Source organism: Streptomyces mangrovi (assembly GCF_900114215.1).
In the GTDB taxonomy this organism is placed as follows: Bacteria; Actinomycetota; Actinomycetes; order Streptomycetales; family Streptomycetaceae; genus Streptomyces; species Streptomyces barkulensis.
On the sequence record NZ_FOSG01000006.1, the window covers coordinates 241,962 to 257,007 of the forward strand.

Below are 15,046 nucleotides of genomic sequence, written 5' to 3' on the forward strand. Positions count from 1 at the left end.
TCCATGCCTGCCGGGTGGGGAGCAGCGGGAGGGGGGAGCCGGAATAGGGAGGGAAGCCCGGCTGTTCGGTAAAGTAATTGAACAATCAACCATCGGGATGTGAGCGCAGTGCAGTTCGGAATCTTCACCGTGGGCGACGTCACCCCGGACCCGACCACGGGCCGGACGCCCACCGAGCACGAACGCATCAAGGCCATGGTCGCCATCGCGCTCAAGGCCGAGGAGGTGGGCCTGGACGTCTTCGCCACCGGCGAGCACCACAACCCGCCCTTCGTGCCCTCCTCGCCGACGACCATGCTCGGCTGGATCGCCGCCCGCACCGAGCGCCTGATCCTGTCCACCTCCACCACCCTGATCACCACCAACGACCCGGTCAAGATCGCGGAGGACTTCGCGATGCTCCAGCACCTGGCCGACGGGCGCGTGGACGTGATGCTGGGACGGGGCAACACCGGACCGGTCTATCCCTGGTTCGGGCAGGACATCCGTCAGGGCATCCCGCTGGCGATCGAGAACTACGCGCTGCTGCACAAGCTGTGGCGCGAGGACGTGGTGGACTGGCAGGGCCGCTTCCGCACCCCCCTGCAGGGCTTCACCTCCACCCCGCGTCCGCTCGACGGCGCCCCGCCGTTCGTCTGGCACGGCTCCATCCGCTCCCCGGAGATCGCCGAGCAGGCCGCCTACTACGGCGACGGCTTCTTCCACAACAACATCTTCTGGAACAAGGAGCACACCCAGCGCATGGTCTCCCTGTACCGGGAGCGCTACGCCCACTACGGCCACGGCACCGCCGAGCAGGCGATCGTCGGCCTCGGCGGCCAGGTGTTCATGCGGCGCAACTCCCAGGACGCCGTCCGCGAGTTCCGCCCCTACTTCGACAACGCGCCCGTCTACGGACACGGGCCGTCGCTGGAGGAGTTCACCGAGCAGACCCCGCTGACGGTGGGCAGCCCGCAGCAGGTCGTCGAGAAGACCCTCGCCTTCCGCGACTACGCCGGCGACTACCAGCGCCAGCTCTTCCTGATGGACCACGCCGGGCTGCCGCTGAAGACGGTGCTGGAGCAGATCGACATGCTCGGCGAGGAGGTCGTGCCCGTGCTGCGCGAGGAGTTCGCCGCCAGGCGTCCCGCGCAGGTGCCGGACGCCCCCACGCACGCCTCCCTCCTCGCCCGCCGTGAGACGGGGGCCGAGGCGGGAGCGGAAGCCGCGGCCCCCGGCGCCACGGCCTGACACGGCCTGGCACGGCCACCGCACCCCTTCCGGACCCCGCCGGGCACACCGGACGCCCCCGTACAGGACTCGTAGGAGCACAACCATGGAACCCATCCGGATCACGGCCGTCTCCGCCGGTCTCGGCCGCCCCTCCTCCACCCGCCTGCTCGCCGACCGGCTGGCGCAGGCGGTCCGGCGGCATCTGGAGGGCGGGGAGCGCCCGGTGGAGGTACGGGTGGTGGAACTGCGCGACCTGGCCACCGACATCGCCCACAACCTGGTCACCGGCTTCCCCGGTCCCGCCCTGGCCGAGGCGGTCGGGGCGGTGACGGGGGCGGACGGCCTGATAGCGGTCACCCCCGTCTTCACCGCCTCCTACAGCGGCCTGTTCAAGTCCTTCTTCGACGTCATCGACAACACCGCGCTGCACGGCAAGCCGGTCCTGATGGCCGCGACCGGCGGCACGCCGCGGCACTCCCTGGTCATCGAGCACGCCATGCGCCCGATGTTCGCCTACCTGCGGGCGGTCACCGTCCCCACCGCCGTCTACGCCGCCTCCGAGGACTGGGGCGGTGTGGACGAGAGGGTGGGCGAGCTGTCGGCCCGCATCGAGCGGGCGGGGGAGGAGCTGGCGGAATTGGCCGGGGTCCGGCCGAGGCCCGCCGCGAGGGCCGCCGCGGCGGGTACGGACGACGTCAACGACGCGACCGACGCGACCGAGACGGCCGGCGTGGCCGACGGGAGCGGGCGGACGGAGACCGTCGTCCCCTTCGCCCGGCACCTGGCCGCCCTCGGTCTGGACTGATCCGCCCGCGCCCCGGCGGCCCCGAGGAGGCGGGCGGGGCCGCCGGGCGTACGGGTGCCGGGGCGCGGAAGCGGGTAGGCGTCCGGTTCCCGCGCCCCGTCGCCCGGGAGCCGGTGAACCGAGAGCCGGCGAGTCGGCGAACCGGACGGCCGGGGTGCCCGAGCCCCAGGCGCCCGAGAGGAAGACAGCCCCCATGACGACCAGCGTCGGCAACCCCGGCAGCACGACAGCCGAGTACAAGAGGTCCCCGAGCCACTTCACCGACCGCATCACGGCCGACGGCGCCGACGGCTGGCCGGTCGAGGCCGGACGGTACCGGCTGGTGGTCAGCCGGGCCTGTCCCTGGGCGAGCCGGGCCCTGGTGGTGCGGCGGCTGCTCGGCCTGGAGGACGCGATCTCCCTGGCGGTCACCGACCCCCTGCAGGACGAGCGGAGCTGGCGCTTCACCCTGGACCCGGACGGCCGGGACCCGGTGCTGGGCATCGCCTTCCTCGGCGAGGCGTACGCCGCCCGCGAGCCCGGCTACGACGGCGGCATCAGCGTTCCGGCGGTCGTCGACGTCCCCAGCGGCGCGCTCGTCACCAACGACTATCCGCGCATCACGCTCGACCTGGCCACCGAGTGGACCGCGCTGCACCGCGACGGCGCGCCCGACCTGTACCCCGAGCCGCTGCGCGACGAGATCGACGCGGTGATGGAGGACGTCTACCGCAATCTGAACAACGGCGTGTACCTGGCCGGGTTCGCCAAGAGCGAGCGGGCCTACGAACGCGCCTACCGCGACCTCTTCGCCTGCTGGGACCGGCTCTCCGAGCGCCTGGCCGGCCGCCGTTACCTGGTGGGGGACACCATCACCGAGGCCGACGTGCGGCTGTTCACCACCCTGGTGCGCTTCGACGCGGTCTACCACAACCACTTCAAGTGCAACCGCAACAAGCTGACCGAGGACCCGGTGCTGTGGGCCTACGCCCGCGACCTCTTCCAGACCCCCGGCTTCGGCGACACGGTCGACTTCGACCACATCAAGCGCCACTACTACCAGGTGCACACCGACATCAACCCCACCCAGATCGTGCCGCTGGGCCCGGACCCGTCCGGGTGGCTGACCCCGCACCACCGCGAGGAGCTGGGCGGGCGGCCCTTCGGCGACGGGACCCCGCCCGGCCCGCCGCCCGCGGCGGAGGAGATCCCCGCCCCGGGCCGGACCGGCGCCGGATCCGGAAGTGGCGTCGGCGGGGCGTGAAACCGGGCGCCTGGCCGGGTTCCCCGGGGCCTGTGCGGGTACTGCGGCGGGGACTCAGGACGATCGCAGGCACCGATGTGGGAAACGGGTGGTCACCGTGCTCGCCGGACGGCTGGACGTGAAGACGCGCGCCTTCTCGGTGGAGGAGGTGCCCACCCCGCGCCCGGGGCCGGGGGAGGCGCTGGTCAAGGTGGAGGCCGCGGGGGTCTGCCTGTCGGACGTGCACCTGATCGACGGCACGCTCACCCCGCTGTACCTGTCCGGGGACACCGTCACCCTCGGCCACGAGGTCGCGGGCGTCGTCGCCGAACCGGGCGCGGGCGTGACCCGGTGGCGGCCGGGGCAGCGCGTCCTGCTCCAGGCCGGGGAGGAGCGGGACGGGGTGGTGTGGACCCGCGGCGTGGACTACGACGGCGGCTGGGCCGAGTACGCGGTGGCGACCGGGTCGACGCTGGTGGAGATCCCGGACGAGCTGCCCTTCGAGCAGGCCGCGATCATCCCGGACGCGGTGTCCACCCCGTGGGCCGCCATCACCGCCACCGCCCGCACCGAGCCCGCGCGCCCGGCCGGCGTCTGGGGCGCGGGCGGTCTGGGCGTGCACGGTGTGCAACTGCTGCGCCTGGTGGGCGCCGCGCCGATCATCGCGGTCGACCCCCTGCCCGAGGCGCGCGAGCGGGCCCTGGCCTTCGGTGCCGACCTGGTCTTCCCCCCGGACGACCCCGAGCTGCCGGCCCGGGTGCGGGGGGAGACCGGCGGGGCCGGGCTGGCCTTCGCCTTCGACTTCGCCGGGGTGCCGGCGGTGCGGGAGCAGGCGGTGCGTTGCCTGGGACCGGGCGGCAGGCTGGTGCTGGTGGGGCTCACCGACCAGCCGCTGACCATCACCGACGGCACCGCCTTCAGCTACTTCCAGCAGCAGGTGCTGGGCCACTACGGCTCGTCCGACGAGCATGTGGTGCAGCTCGTCGAACTGGTGCGGCGGCACCGGCTGGACTTCTCGCGGTCGGTCAGCGGGGTGCTGCCGCTGGCGGAGGCGCGGGAGGCGGTGGACCGGCTGCTGCGCAAGGAGGGCAACCCGGTCCGGCTGATCCTGCGCCCGTGACGCGGCACCGTTGAGGCGTCGTTGAGGCGGCGGCGGGGCGGCGGCACGGGTCGTGCGAAAGATGGGCGCCGGCGCCGGGCAGGGTCTCGTCTCTCCTGCCCGGCGCCGGAGTGGGGCCGCCGGACCGGCGTCCGTGGGGGGAGAAAACGCCGGGCCGGCGGGCGGCCGCGCCGGTCGGCGGCCCTCCGGTGAGCCGGCTCACCGAAGAACCGCCCTGTCGTCAGCGGGCCTTGGCGGTGGACTCCTTCTGGAAGGCGCTCAGGCCGTACGCCCAGATCTGGTTGACCCGGCTGCGCTCGGCGGAGTTGGGGTAGGCGTTGGTGCAGGACGGGCCGGGGCCGCCGCCGGACATCAGCTCGCTGCACGGCCCGGAGTAGTTGTCCCGCAGGCCCAGCACATGGCCGGTCTCGTGCGAGGTGACGCGGGTGGAGTTGTAGACCTGGTTCTGCCGGTAGTCCAGGAAGATGTAGCCGTTGCCGCGGCCGTCGGTGCTGGCGTAGGAGCCGCGCGAGTCGTTGCCCTCGTAGTACCGGAAGTCGGCGTTGCTGCCCGAGACCAGGCGCACGTTGCTGACCGAGGAGTTCCAGATCTGTGCGCTGCGGGATATCTCGGTGGCGAACGAGGGCGCCCGGCTGGCGTCGTAGACGACCGTGACGGCCTGCGCGCCCGTGGCCCGCTGCTTGGACAGCGCGGACTCCATCACGGCCTCGAAGAAGGCCCTGGTGTTGGCCTGGTCGGCGGCGGAGCCGGAGTAGGCGGCGACCGAGGCGGGGAGCCGGTCGGCCTGGGAGGGGGCCGCGGAGGCCGGAACCGCGGTCAGGCTCAGGGCCGTGCCCAGACCGAGCGCCGCGGCCAGGGCGGCTCTGGAGAACTTCATGTGGGGGGTCTCCTTCTCGTCGGTGAACCCGGGTGCGGAACCTGATGCGGAACCTGTGGGGGCCGGGTCCGGCGGAGGAACTTCGGTCAGTCAGGATTGTGTTCGACCTCCGCGCCGCCGGGATGATGCCAACAGGCGATAGTGCCGGGCTATCGCCCGTGATCGCACCGCTCGGCCCCGGCCGGAAGAGGCGCGCCGAGGACCACCGGAACGGCCGGGGACGGCCCAAGTCGTGCGCCGGGAACGCCGGGCATGCCGTTTCGGTGCCGTTTGGACGGCTGGTGCCGCCTGTTGGGGCGTCGTTATCCTCCAGGGGTGGAGCTCGACGTGAGGCATCTGCGTGTGCTGTGCGCCATCGCCGACGCCGGCAGTGTCCGCAAGGCGGCGCTGCGCCTGGGCATGAGCCAGCCCTCCCTGACCACGCAGCTGCGCCGTATCGAGAACGCCATCGGCGGACGGCTGTTCACCCGGGAGCGTACGGGCAGCCGCCCCACGGCCCTGGGGCGGTCCGTGCTCTGCCGCGCACGTCCGATCGTCGCCGAGATGGCGGCCCTGGTGAGCGAGGCGAGGAGCGCGGCGGCCCTGGCCGGAGGGGCGCGGCTGCGGATCGGCAGCACGGCCAGCCGCGCCGTGGCCGGATGGGTGCGCAGGCTCCGGGAGCGCTACCCCGGTGCCGAGACCGGGATCCATATCGACGTCTCGGCCAACTCGCTGCTCCAGACGGTCGCCGACGGGCAGGTGGACGTGGCGTTCGTCCACGAGCCGGAGGGCTTTCCGCTGCGTTTCCCCCCGGGGGTGGAACAGCACGTCCTGATCGACAGGGAACCGCAGTTCATCGCCCTGCCCCAGACCCACCCCCAGGCCGGCCGACGGGTGGTCGACATGGCCGACCTCGCCGACGACCAGTGGATCGTCGACTTCACGGCGGACGGGGAGTGGGCCGCCACGCGCCGCGCCTTCGCGACCGCCGGACTGAACCCGCGCATGGTCCACGTGCCCGACAACACCACCGCCGCGGCGCTGATCGCCGGGGGCGAGGCGGTGAGCGTGTGCCAGCCCGTCTCCCAGCAGCGCCAGGGAATGGTCATCCGCCCGCTGCGCGACGACCCGCTGGCGGTACGGCTGTTACTGGCCTGCCGGTCGGACAGCCCGTCGGCGGCGGAGGTCGGCGGTCTCCACGCCGACCTCATGGCCGCCTACGCCGAGGTCGCCTGGGCCAGCCCCGCCTACCGCTGGTGGTTGCTGCGTCACGGTAGTCCGCTGCTCCCCCCGCCGGAGGGCGGCCCCGCGCCGTCCGGCGCGGACGGACCGCCGGAGCACGTCCTGGCCGCGGTGCCCGGCCGGCTCCGCGCCGCACGGCGGCCCGCTCCGCACACCACCGCGCCGGGCGTGCCCCGGGCGCGCGGGGGCGGCTGAGGCGTACACGGGCGGGACGCGGGCGGGCGGCCCCGGATCAGCCCCTGCCGAAGTCCAGCGGCGGCTCGACGGTGTGGAAGCACTGGGTGCACACATAGCCGCCGCGCGGCCCCTCCTGGACCGCCCAGCCGCACTGCGCGCAGTGCATCACGGCCACGTCGGGCGCCGGGACGTCGGAGTGTGATGGGGTCATCCGGTCGCTCCGCAGTTGCCGCAGGACCAGCGCCCGTCGGGGCCCTGGATGACGGTGGCTCCACATGTGGTGCAGTTCAACGGCAGTTCCCCTTCCGCCGTGTCCCGCCGGGTCCGCCCGCGCCGCCGGTGCGGTCACCACCGAAGGCGCGGCTGTCACACGTCACCGTAGCCCGGCGTGCGGAGCGGTGGCGAGACCCCGTGCCCGCGTCCGCCCTCCTCCTTCCGGCGCGGCGTCCGTTCCCGCGCGCCGCGCCGGGCACCGTGGATCTTCACGCCCATGTCCCCGGCCGTGCGGCGCGGTTGACGGAGCGGCACGCGAACCGGCGTCGCCCCCGCGGGATCCGGGGCGCCGCCCGGGGCCCCGGTGACGCCTCCCGCCCCGCGCTCACCGGCCGGTCCGCCGCGGCGGGCTTCCGGTCGCCCGGAACATCTCGCCCGTCAGCGCCCGGAAGGCCTCCTCGGGGTCCCGCCCGTCCAGCGGGTCGTCCAGGTTGCGGGAGAGCAGCAGCGTCGCGAAGCCGTGGGCCAGCGACCAGGCCGCCATGAAGCCGATGGCCGGGTCCTCCCCGTAGCCCTCCACCGCCGTGCGCAGCCGGCTCCGCGTCCGCTCGCGCGCCGCGAGGAGTTCCGGGGCGTCCGGGCGCAGGAGTTCGGGTCGGAACATGGTCTGGAAGTGCGCCGGGTGGGAGGTGGCGAAGCGCACGTACCGGACGCCCAGGTCCCGCAGGTCCCCCGTCTCGCCGAGGGCGGCGGCCAGCAGACCGTAGCCTTCGGTCGCGATGGCGGTGAGGAGGCCGGCGCGGTCCCCGAAGTGGTGTGCGGGCGCGGCGTGGGACACGCCCGCGCGGCGGGCGAGGTCGCGCAGGGACAGGGCCGCCGGTCCCTCGGTGGTGATGACGTCGAGGGCGGCGGTGAGCACGGTCCGCCGCAGGTCCCCGTGGTGGTAGGCGCGTCCGGTGGTCATGACAGGCAGGCTAGCGCGGTCCGCGCGTTGACAGGCCCGGTCGCCGGAGGCAATCTAGTCACTGTCAAGATGCTGGGTCGTGGGTTGTGGGAAGAGGGCGGTCATGGGCGAAGACGGCGGGCGCGTACGGCAGATGTGGCACCTCCTGGAGCCCCTGCACGCCGTCCTGTACTACGCGCCGCAGGTGTTCGAGGAGGTCGGGGCGCTCGGTTACGACACCGGCGAGCGCTGGCCGGGCTACTTCGCCCTGCGGGCGGCACCGCTGGGGGCCCCCGGCCCCCGACAGGTGGCCTCCGCGTTCTACAGCTTCAGTCCGCGCGCGGTCGCCGTCCACGTCCCCGCCGCCTGGGAGGTCGCCGCACCGGAGGAGGTGGTCGCGGCCCGGATGCGCGGCGTCGACCGGACGTACCGCGCGCTCGTCGGCGAGCGGACAAACGCCCCCGATCTCGCCGAGGCCGCCGCGCTCGCCCGCCGGGCGGCCGAGGCCGCGCGCACCGAGGGCCGTCCGCTCGCCGCCGCCAACGCCGAGCTGCCCTGGCCGCGGAAGCCGCATCTGGTGCTCTGGCAGGCCGCGACGATCCTGCGCGAGCACCGCGGTGACGGCCATGTCGCCGCCCTCCTGACCGCGGACCTCGACCCGGTGGAGGCGCTGGTCTCCTTCGCCGCGATCGGCGCGGCGCCGGCCGGGGTCTTCGCGAGCCGAGGCTGGAGCGAGCGCGAGTGGGCGGATGCCCGCGAACGGCTCCGCGCGCGGGGACTGCTGGACGCCGGCGGCGCCGCGACCGATGCGGGCCGCGCCCTGCGCGCCGAGGTCGAGCGCCGCACCGACGAACTGGCCGCCGCACCCTGGCGCGCCCTCGGAGCCGAGGACACCGCGCGCCTCGCCGAACTCCTCGGCCCCCTCTGGCTGGAGGTGCTCGGCTCGGGAATGCTGCCCCGCGAGAACACGCTCGGCATCGGGAAGGTCTGACACCCCGCCGTGCGGCGATCGCGCCGCGCCGGGATCCCGCGGACGTCCGGTGGCGCAACTCACCCCGGCGGTCCGGGCGGGTCTCGTTACCATCGAGGTACCGAATACCGGAATCCGCTCTTCCGAAATGCGGGACCAAGGTGTCTGCTGATCTCTCCTCCGTCATAGCCGCCACCACCCGGTGGCTGGTCCGCTCCTACCCGACCGCCGGCGGCGTGCTCAGCGCCTCCCTGGCCGAGGCGCAGGCGCGCCAGGCGGTCACGGTCGCGGCCTGGCTGCGCTATCCGACGCCGCTGGACGCCGCGCTGGTGGCGGTCGCCGGGCCGGGGGGCGCCCTGCGGCTGGACCGGATCACCGGCGCGGCGGCCCCGGAGCCGGCCGGCCCGGGCGAACCCGACAGCTCCGGCAGCCACGACGGTCCCGACGGCGCGTCCGCCGGACTGCCGTGGATCCCCGTGCCCCGCGAACCCGGCGAGACGGGGAGCGCCTGGCGCACCTGGGTGGACGAGGTCCTCGCCAGCTGGGCGGCCTGCCTGCTGACCTCGCCGGACCTGGTGGAGGAGGCGGTGGCCGGTGCCCTGCGCAGCGAGCACGCGCGGGGGCTGGCGGTGGACTTCCGCAGGCTGGCCGCGCCCGACGGGCTCGACCGGCAGGCCGCGCCCCTGCTGCGGCACCCCGACCTGATGGCGCCGGTCGCCGGGCTGCACCGCGACGGACTCCTGGCCTGCCTCGGCTCCCACCGGGGCCCGCAGGCCGGGGCCGCGGCGGCCGACTGACCCCGCCCGGGCCCGCCACCGTATTTCGATGGCGGGCCCGGGTGGCGTGGCCCGGGCGACGAGACCCGGCAGGCGGGGATCAGGCGGCGGGTGTCAGGCCCGCCGCCACAGGGCCGGGGTGTTCGGCGGCTCCCAGCCGGCCTGGGACAGATGCGCCTGGAGGCAGGTGTAGGAGGCTCCGCCGTACTCAACCCGGTCACCGGCCCCGTAGTTCACCCCCGCGCGCCAGGTGCCGCCGGGGCCGTCCGGGGGCGGGGTGGGCGGCGGCGTCTGGGAGACGTCGAGGACGAAGTCGAACGTCGCCTCCTTCGCCGAGCCGACCGTCCGCACGTTCATCAGCAGCGCGGGGTCGAAGATCGCGTCGGTGCCGTTGCGCGGCTCGCCCGGGAAGTAGAGCTGGGTGGTCAGCACGGGACGGCCCGGCGCCTGCGCCTTGACGTGGATGTGCCGGGTGCGGCCCGGATACAGGCCGGGGACGATCGTGGTGAGTTCGAACGCCCCCTGTGCGTCGGTGTACTGGTGGCCGCGGAACCGGTAGCCGGTGTTGTCGTAGGCGCCACCCGCGTCCGCCTGCCAGAAGTCCAGCAGTACGTCCGCGATCGGCTGGCAGGCCCGGCCGAACACGTACCCGCTGACGGTCAGCCGTGTGCCCTGGGTGCCCGCGTCGACCAGTGAGGTGCGGCGCGGCGAGTTCGGCTTGAAGTACGGGCCCTCCATCTGCGGTGGTGTGGGGTCGTCCCCGTCGTCGCAGTACGGGGTGAGCGGGAGCTGCTCGCCGGCGGACGACGGCCGCAGGTTGCGGGCCAGGGCCGGCGCACCGCCGACGAGCAGCGGCAGGGGAGCGGCCAGCAGCGCCCCCTTGAGCAGGCTCTTGCGGCTGATGGGGCGCGGCCCGGAGCCGGTCCCGGAGGCCGGTTCGGAGCCGGCTCCGGGGCGGGGGGTGGTGTGGTCTTCCACGGTTTCTCCTGCTGTCGGGGAAGGTGGTATGGACCTTTCGCGAGCAGGTCTGAACCTATGCGGGTGCCCGGGCGGAGGCGATGGACAGGATTCAGCGGTCGTGGTGATTCGTTCCGGTCCCGCCCCGCTCCGTCCCGCCCCGCTCCGTCCCGCCGTCCGCGCCCGTTCCGCCGCCCTCCCGGGCACCGCTGCGGAAGGCGCCCGGGGTGACACCGGTCTCCCGGCGGAAGAAGCGGCAGAAGTACGCCGGATCGGAGAAGCCCGCCTGCCGGGCCACCTGGCCCACCGTCATCCCCGTCCCCGTCAGCAGCCGCTTGGCCTCCAGTACCCGCGCCCGGCGCAGGAGCTGTCCCGGGGTGCGCCCGGTGGCCCGCCTGACCGTCTCGTTCAGATGGCCGGCCGACACCCCCAGCCGTGCCGCGCACTCGCGCACCGACAGCCGTCCGGCCTCCGGTTCCTCCAGCAGCCGTCCGAAGTCCCGGGCCGCCTTGGACACCCGTCCGCCCTCCGGCCCGGCCGCGGCGGCGGGCGGGCCGCCGCCGGACAGCCGGCTCGCGCGGACGAGGAGGACGTGCAGATAGGACTGGAGGACGGAGGCGAATCCCTCGCCCCGGGCGCGGTACTCCCGGTCCATCTCCCGCAGCAGCGCCGAGAGCCGCACCGCCTCGTCGCGCGGCGGCCGCAGCCACGGCCGCTCCCGCAGCCCCCGCAGCGTCTCGCGGTCCTCCGGGTGCTCCAGCAGGAAGTCGTCGGTGAACAGCACCACCCAGCCGTTCAGGCCCGAGACCCCGCGCCAGTGGTGCACCTGACCGGGAGCGACCGCGCAGAGGTTCGGCGGGCTCAGCGGCCACGGCACCGCGTCCACCACGTGCGTGCCGCTGCCGCTGGTGACGTACACGACCTCGTGGAAGACGTGCCGGTGCGGGAAGCCGGCGCGCGACAGCGGCCCGATGGTGTCGAAGGAGCCGATGGCGAACGGCAGCGCGTTCGGCGCGGGCACCTCCAGCCGGTGCAGCGGTACCGGCTCGTACGTCACTCACCCCACCTCCCCGGCGGGCCGGGCGGCCCGGTGGAGCATAGTGCGGGACGCCCGGCCGCCGGGAAGGATCAGGCCGACACGGTGAACGTGCGCGTGGTGCCGGAGAAGGAACGGGCGCCGCCCACCAGGGGCTTGGCGTCGCCGTGGTAGCGGACGCGGTAGCGGCCGGGGGTGGCGTCGGCGGGCACGTCCCAGGTGACGGTCACCTTCGAGGCGGCGATCCCGTCGCGCTCCCAGCGGAGGGCCGTCGACCAGTCACCGTCGTCGGCGACCGTGCGCCACACCCCGCCCTCGTACCGCTCCACCCGCAGATAGGTGCTGCCCCGGTGCAGGTCGTTGCCGGGATGGGCGCCGGCGAACACCGCCGTGACCCGCTCGCCGGCCCGGTAGCCCTCGCGCGGCTGGCTCAGCACGTCCCCGAAGGAGCGCCCGATCTGCGGGGCGTCCAGCACGATCGGCGGCTGGAGGGCGAGCGGCGCGGCGGACAGGTCGGGCGGCTCCGGGCCGGTCGGCAGCGCCCGCCCCTCGCGCATCGCACGGGCCAGCTGTGCCGAGACCTGCTGGATCGCGGGCAGTTGCCAGCGGCCGAAGAGGGTGCTGCCGCCCTCGTAGTGCTGGGCGTCGTACTCCTCGGGGGTGGTCAGGTAGTGGAAGTAGGAGTTGGCGTAGCCCGCCACCAGCACGTCGTCCAGATCCGCGCCGGTGGCCTGCGCGACGGTGCGCCGCAGCCGCAGCCCCGCCGCGATGGTGACCTCGCCGGGGACGCCGATCAGGTACAGCCGGCCGATCCGCACCAGCTGCACGGGGACGATCTCCTGCACCCAGGGGTAGACCCGGTTCATCTCCCCGATGGGCACGGCGATCGCCTTGGGCGCGTGGGCGTCGCGCAGCTCCGGCGAGACGGTGTAGACCACTGAGTGGGAGATGGCGTCCCAGAAGGGGTTCTCGCCCTCGGAGAAGCCGGGGAAGGCCGGCCCGTCCTCCGTGCTGCCCGCCGCCATGGCCGCGCCGACGGCCGGTTTGGCCGTCCTGTGGGTGCGCCCGTCGCCGGTGAACTCCGGCCCCACGGTGACGTCCGAGAGGTCCACGTACACCAGCCGGGAGTCCACGCCGCCCGACAGCCGGGTGCCGGGCCGCTCCAACTGCCGTGCGGCGGCCCGGTACTGGCGCAGACCGTTGGCCCGGGTGTGCTCGAAGTCCTCCGGCGTGGTCGGCGGCTCCAGGTCGAGGTTGGGGGACATGTCACCGGCGTTGGTCTGCGCGAAGGCGGCGATCACCTCGGGCGCGCCGTCGGCCAGGTAGTCCGCGCCCGCCACCTCCCGCTCCCAGTGGTAGGCGGCGTATCCCTTGTTGTCCGCGCTGATGAGCCGGTTGTCGCCGGACATGCTGGTGCAGTGGGTGGCGAACCAGTTGACCGCGCCCACCAGCCGCCCCTGCCGCTCGATCCGCAGCAGCGTGGTGAGCGGGTCGATCGCGTCGGGGAAGTGGGCTTTGACGTCGGCCGGGTTGCGGTCGAAGGCGGTACGGGAGCGGTTGACGCTGGCTCCGCGCAACTCCCCCCGGGAGAGCGACAGTTCGGAAGGCGCCAGATCGGCGTGGGCCCGGCCCACGGCCTCCACGATGCCGCGCACGACCGCGTCGAAGGTCTTGGCGTGGAAGCCGAGCGTGGTGATGTTGTAGAGCAGGTGGTGGGAGTAGCCGCCCGGACCGGCGTGGGTGTGGGTGGCGGTGATCATGGTGTTGCGGGCGTTGTAGAGGCCGCCGTACCGCTCGTCCAGGGCGCGCAGCACCGCCTGGTGCACGCTGGAGAAGATCATGGGGGAGTCGACCACGACGAGGGCCACCCGCTCCCCGGCGCTCCCGTCCCCGGCCCGGTCGGCGATGACGAAGGCGCGGGCCCGCAGCCGGTTGTGCAGGCCCTGGGCCTGCTGGTCGGTGCGCCCGTAGCCCATCATGCCGACCTCGGCCACCTCGCCGGTGGCGTCCGCGATGCCGCGCCCCACCAGATAGGAGCCGGTCCCCGCGGCATCGGCCTGCCCGGCGGCGGTACGGGCGGCGGTGGTGTCATCGGCGGCGTGGGCCGCGGCCGTGGGGAGCCCGGCGATGCCGAGCCCGGCCGTCGCGGCGGCGGCGCGCAGGACGCCGCGGCGGCTGCTGCCCGGTGCGCGGGCGGGGGCGTCCGAGGCGTCCTGGGCGGCCGGTGCGTCCGAGGTGGTGCCGGGCGGTGTGCGCCGCTGGGTTCGGGGATCGCTCACGTGCGGCTCCTCACGGTGCAGTAGGGGGTTACCGCCGGTTTACCGACAGGCGTTGTGAGCATGACACCCATGGCATCCGCAGACAATCCGTCTGCGCGGGATCGCCGCCGAAACGGCCGCGACGCCCCCGAGCGCCCCGGCGGGAGGCCGCCGCGCCTCCTGCGGGCCCGCCCCGACACCGCGCCACGCCGGGCGCCCGGCCCCGCCGGCGGAGCCGGCCGACTACCAGAGATCGCCCTCGCGCCAGTCGCAGACCAGCTCACCGGAGGCGTCCAGCTCCGCACCGCCCGCCACCGGCAGCACGTGGACGCACCCGTCGTCCTCCTCCGTACGCACGGCGCCCGAGGGAGTGAGCGCCGAGACGGGCCCCCGCCACAGCAGCCAGCCGCGCGCCGCGTAGAAACCCAGCGCCTCGTCGGTGGAGGCCAGCGCCCCCAGGTCGTACGCGCCGCGCACCACCCGCTCCAGTGACCCCATCAGCGCCGCCCCGTACCCGCGCCCGCGCCGGTCGGAGCGGACCCCCACACCCTCCACATAGCCGGCGCGCAGCGCCCGGCCGCCGTGCAGCAGCCGCCGCTGCACCAGCGAGGCGTGGCCCACCAGCTCCGGACCGTCCCAGGCCAGCGCGTGCACACCGCCCAGGGCGTGCTCCCAGTCCTGGTCGGTCATGTCCCCCTCGAACACCTCGTCGAGCAGGGACCGGGCCGCAGCGCGTACGGAGGCGTCCAGATCCGCCGTGTGGACGAGGGTGATCCCGCCGAAACCACCGCCGTCCCCGATCCTGATACCGGTCATGCGCCCATCCTGGCAGCACACCGCCGCCCGCCGCCGTCTCTCCACGGCGGCGGGCGGCGGTGCTCGGGGGTGCTCGGGGGTGAAGCCGTACCCGGGGCCGGCGGGCCGGGCAGGGGCGGCGCGCCTCAGTGGCGCCCCTGCCCCCGGCCGCGCAGCCTGCTCAGGGCCTGCTTGGCCTGGGCCCGCTTCCTGGGGTCGGAGGCCGCCCTCTTGGCCTGCCGGGTCAGACGGCGACCCTGCGGGGTTCGGGCGAACATGGCGATCTTGCTCAGAATGCCCGGCACGGTTCCTCCAGCTGTTCACGGGTGCCCGCCGCGGCGAGCCGCACCCTTTGCGCTCGGTTGTCCTCTTCGCCTCCTACCCCGGCGGGCGCGGGTGATGTACGGGCCCTCCCCGGGGCCGGGCCGCGGCCTTCGGGTGGCCTTCGGGTGGCCTTCGGAACG

Annotated in this window: 15 protein-coding genes; 7 read left to right on the forward strand and 8 right to left on the reverse strand. The window is 74.5% G+C overall.

Translation table 11 applies throughout. The features are described 5' to 3' along the window. The first annotated feature begins 108 nt into the window (after positions 1-108). From BM237_RS11195 to BM237_RS11210, 4 genes are all read left to right on the forward strand, one after another. On the forward strand, positions 109-1,230 hold the full coding sequence (locus BM237_RS11195) for an LLM class flavin-dependent oxidoreductase (protein ID WP_093849418.1): 1,122 nt from the start codon (positions 109-111) through the stop codon (positions 1,228-1,230). Between the two features lie 85 nt (positions 1,231-1,315). Next, positions 1,316-2,017, forward strand: a complete 702-nt coding sequence (locus tag BM237_RS11200; RefSeq protein WP_093849419.1) for an FMN reductase — start codon at positions 1,316-1,318, stop codon at positions 2,015-2,017. 193 nt (positions 2,018-2,210) lie between these two features. Next, a complete protein-coding gene (locus tag BM237_RS11205) occupies positions 2,211-3,260 on the forward strand; it encodes a glutathione S-transferase family protein (protein ID WP_093849420.1) in 1,050 nt (349 codons plus the stop codon). A gap of 88 nt (positions 3,261-3,348) precedes the next feature. Next, complete coding sequence (locus BM237_RS11210; protein ID WP_093849421.1) at positions 3,349-4,359, forward strand: zinc-binding dehydrogenase; 1,011 nt, start codon at positions 3,349-3,351, stop codon at positions 4,357-4,359. Between the two features lie 220 nt (positions 4,360-4,579). Here BM237_RS11210 and snpA read toward each other — a convergent pair whose 3' ends face one another. Further along, positions 4,580-5,236 carry a snapalysin gene (gene snpA / locus BM237_RS11215; RefSeq protein WP_093849422.1) on the reverse strand — a complete coding sequence of 219 codons (657 nt, stop codon included), beginning with the start codon at positions 5,234-5,236 and terminating at the stop codon, positions 4,580-4,582. 315 nt (positions 5,237-5,551) lie between these two features. On the opposite strand from snpA, the gene BM237_RS11220 reads away from it, so the two are divergent. Next, a complete protein-coding gene (locus tag BM237_RS11220; RefSeq protein ID WP_245793547.1) occupies positions 5,552-6,652 on the forward strand; it encodes a LysR family transcriptional regulator in 1,101 nt (366 codons plus the stop codon). Between the two features lie 37 nt (positions 6,653-6,689). Here BM237_RS11220 and BM237_RS29255 read toward each other — a convergent pair whose 3' ends face one another. Then, entirely contained in the window at positions 6,690-6,845 is a 156-nt protein-coding gene (locus BM237_RS29255; RefSeq protein WP_158238998.1) for a hypothetical protein, read from the reverse strand. Between the two features lie 387 nt (positions 6,846-7,232). After that, the gene (locus tag BM237_RS11225; RefSeq protein WP_093849424.1) at positions 7,233-7,811 is read right to left on the reverse strand and encodes a TetR/AcrR family transcriptional regulator; all 579 of its coding nucleotides are present in this window, start codon (positions 7,809-7,811) and stop codon (positions 7,233-7,235) included. A 103-nt stretch (positions 7,812-7,914) separates the two neighbouring features. On the opposite strand from BM237_RS11225, the gene BM237_RS11230 reads away from it, so the two are divergent. Both BM237_RS11230 and BM237_RS11235 read left to right on the forward strand, forming a co-directional pair. After that, positions 7,915-8,781: an SCO6745 family protein gene (locus BM237_RS11230; RefSeq protein WP_093849425.1), complete on the forward strand. Its 867-nt coding sequence runs from the start codon at positions 7,915-7,917 to the stop codon at positions 8,779-8,781. 140 nt (positions 8,782-8,921) lie between these two features. Next, positions 8,922-9,557, forward strand: a complete 636-nt coding sequence (locus BM237_RS11235; RefSeq protein ID WP_093849426.1) for a hypothetical protein — start codon at positions 8,922-8,924, stop codon at positions 9,555-9,557. 93 nt (positions 9,558-9,650) lie between these two features. Here the strand turns inward: BM237_RS11235 and BM237_RS11240 are convergent, their stop codons facing one another. The 5 genes from BM237_RS11240 to BM237_RS29260 all read right to left on the reverse strand — a co-directional run bounded on the left by BM237_RS11240 (position 9,651) and on the right by BM237_RS29260 (position 14,887). After that, positions 9,651-10,514: a dioxygenase family protein gene (locus BM237_RS11240; RefSeq protein WP_093849427.1), complete on the reverse strand. Its 864-nt coding sequence runs from the start codon at positions 10,512-10,514 to the stop codon at positions 9,651-9,653. Positions 10,515-10,605: 91 nt separating this feature from the next. Next, complete coding sequence (locus tag BM237_RS11245; protein WP_245793548.1) at positions 10,606-11,550, reverse strand: AraC family transcriptional regulator; 945 nt, start codon at positions 11,548-11,550, stop codon at positions 10,606-10,608. Positions 11,551-11,621: 71 nt separating this feature from the next. Next, a complete protein-coding gene (locus BM237_RS11250; protein WP_093849509.1) occupies positions 11,622-13,691 on the reverse strand; it encodes a neutral/alkaline ceramidase in 2,070 nt (689 codons plus the stop codon). A 339-nt stretch (positions 13,692-14,030) separates the two neighbouring features. Continuing rightward, positions 14,031-14,603 (reverse strand): GNAT family N-acetyltransferase, encoded by a 573-nt coding sequence (locus BM237_RS11255; RefSeq protein WP_093849428.1) that lies wholly within the window; start codon positions 14,601-14,603, stop codon positions 14,031-14,033. A gap of 125 nt (positions 14,604-14,728) precedes the next feature. Then, entirely contained in the window at positions 14,729-14,887 is a 159-nt protein-coding gene (locus BM237_RS29260; protein WP_165869445.1) for a hypothetical protein, read from the reverse strand. Positions 14,888-15,046 lie beyond the last annotated feature (159 nt).